General features: G+C 57.8%; 3 protein-coding genes. All 3 read left to right on the top strand.

The window, feature by feature from the left end; all coding sequences use genetic code 11:
- The coding region (locus Q0288_RS17320) for an NADH-quinone oxidoreductase subunit C (RefSeq protein ID WP_299433444.1) at nt 1-378 on the top strand (378 nt) is incomplete at its 5' end.
- An 83-nt stretch (nt 379-461) separates the two neighbouring features.
- Nucleotides 462-1,625 carry an NADH dehydrogenase (quinone) subunit D gene (nuoD, locus tag Q0288_RS17315; RefSeq protein ID WP_299433450.1) on the top strand — a complete coding sequence of 388 codons (1,164 nt, stop codon included), beginning with the start codon at nt 462-464 and terminating at the stop codon, nt 1,623-1,625.
- 204 nt (nt 1,626-1,829) lie between these two features.
- A partial coding sequence (locus Q0288_RS17310; RefSeq protein WP_299433447.1) for an NAD(P)H-dependent oxidoreductase subunit E occupies nt 1,830-2,003 on the top strand: 174 nt, incomplete at its 3' end.

Genomic DNA, 2,003 nt, shown 5'->3' with positions numbered 1-2,003 from the left:
GGTGATGGAAGACGGGTTTTTATCCGGGTCTTTGTGGCTGAGTCCGACCCCAGCGTCCCCAGCCTGACCGACCTGTGGATGGGGGCCGACTACCTCGAGCGCGAGGTCTACGATCTGGTCGGGATCCGCTTTGAGGGACACCCCGATCTGCGCAAGATCCTCACCCCCGAAGACTTAGAAGGCCATCCTTTACGCAAGGACTTTCCCCTGGGCGAGACGCCTACTCTCTTTAAGGAGGGTCGGTTCATTGACCCCGATGCCTTTAGAGCGGGTCTTTCCGGCGATCGAAGCGGTATGACCGGTTGGCGGGGCGGGTCGCGCAAAGGCTATCAGGATGTCTACGACGAAATTCAAAAGGTTGCCAAAGGGGGGAGCTGATGACCAGAGACCCCAGAGATGTGCACAGCCCTTCTATTGAGGCCTATGACATTGCCGATGCACCAGAGCTGAAATCCGAGGTCATGACCCTCAACGTGGGGCCCCAACACCCTTCCACCCACGGGGTGTTGCGGGTGGTGGTGGATCTTTCGGGGGAGCAGATTTTGCGCCTGACCCCCCACCTCGGGTATCTCCATACCGGCTTCGAGAAAAATATGGAGAACCGTACCTACACGCAGTGCATCACCTATACCCCGCGAATGGACTACCTGCACAGCTTTAGCCACGACCTGGCTTATGCGCTGAGCGTGGAAAAGCTGGTAGGTGCTCAGGTTCCCCCCAGAGCGCAGGCCATCCGCATCATGCTCAACGAACTGTCCCGCATCGCCTCGCACCTGGTTTTCCTTGGAACAGGGATGCTGGATTTCGGCGCACTGACGCCCTTTTTCTATGCCTTCCGAGAGCGGGAGGCGGTGCTCGACTTGTTCGAGTGGGTCTCGGGCCAGCGCTTTCACCACAACTACATTCGCATTGGTGGGCTGAAGGAAGACCTTCCGCTGGAGTTCCTGAGCGAAATTAAGAAGTTCATCGTGCAGATGCCAGCCCGTATAGGCGAGTACGAGACCTTGTTCAAGGAAAGCCCCATTTTCTATCAGCGGGCCCAGGGAGTCTCGGTTATTCCTGCCGATGTCGCCATCGCCCTATCGCTTACCGGCGGCAGCTTGCGGGCCTCGGGGGTAAACTATGACGTGCGCAAGGCCTACCCTTATGCCGGGTACGAGACCTACCACTTTGAGGTGCCGGTACTCTACGGGGGTGATGTCTACGATCGAATGGTGATTCGCATCCTCGAGATGCGCGAGTCGGTCAAGATCATCCAGCAGGCCATCGAACGCATCGAGGCTCTTGGCCCCGGCCCCATCCGCGACCCCAACCCTCAGATTTCGCTGCCGCCGCGTGAGTTGTTGGAAACTTCGATGGAGGCCGTGATCTACCATTTCAAGCTGGTAACGGAGGGCTTCCACCCGGCTTTGGGCGAGGTCTACGTGCCTACCGAGAGTGCCAGAGGGGAGCTGGGCTACTACATCATTTCCGATGGGGGTTCCATGCCCTACCGGGTCAAGGTTCGTGCCCCCAGTTTTGTCAACCTGCAAAGCCTGCCCTACGCCTGCAGGGGGGTACAGATGGCCGATATGGTGGCGGTGATCGCTTCGTTAGATCCGGTGATGGGGGATGTAGACCGATGAACTTTGTGTGGAGTGTCACGGGTCTGGGCTGTGCCACCGCAAGTATGTCAAATCGTACTTCTGCGACCCATGAATATGGTCTGAGGCACAGTACCCAAATCCACGCCGTGGCGGTGGCAGTGACCAGCAGATCATCGAAACGCTTAGGGCCAAGGGTTATTTGTTTGCGTTCGATACTCGACACTCGAGCCCAGACGGAGGAATATGGGATTCTTTGACGATAAACAAGCTTGGCTGGTTGAGGTATTTGCTCAATACCCCGCTACCCCAGAAGGGAGGCGTTCAGCCATCATGCCGATGCTGCGGCTGGTGCAGCAGGATGAAGGCTGGATTTCCCCCGAGCGCCAGGAGGAAATTGCACAAATCCTGGGAACCACC

It is taken from the genome of uncultured Meiothermus sp., assembly GCF_937863175.1.
In the GTDB taxonomy this organism is placed as follows: Bacteria; Deinococcota; Deinococci; order Deinococcales; family Thermaceae; genus Meiothermus.
Note: the sequence above shows the minus strand (reverse complement) of the source record. Positions and strands in the feature narration are given on the sequence as shown.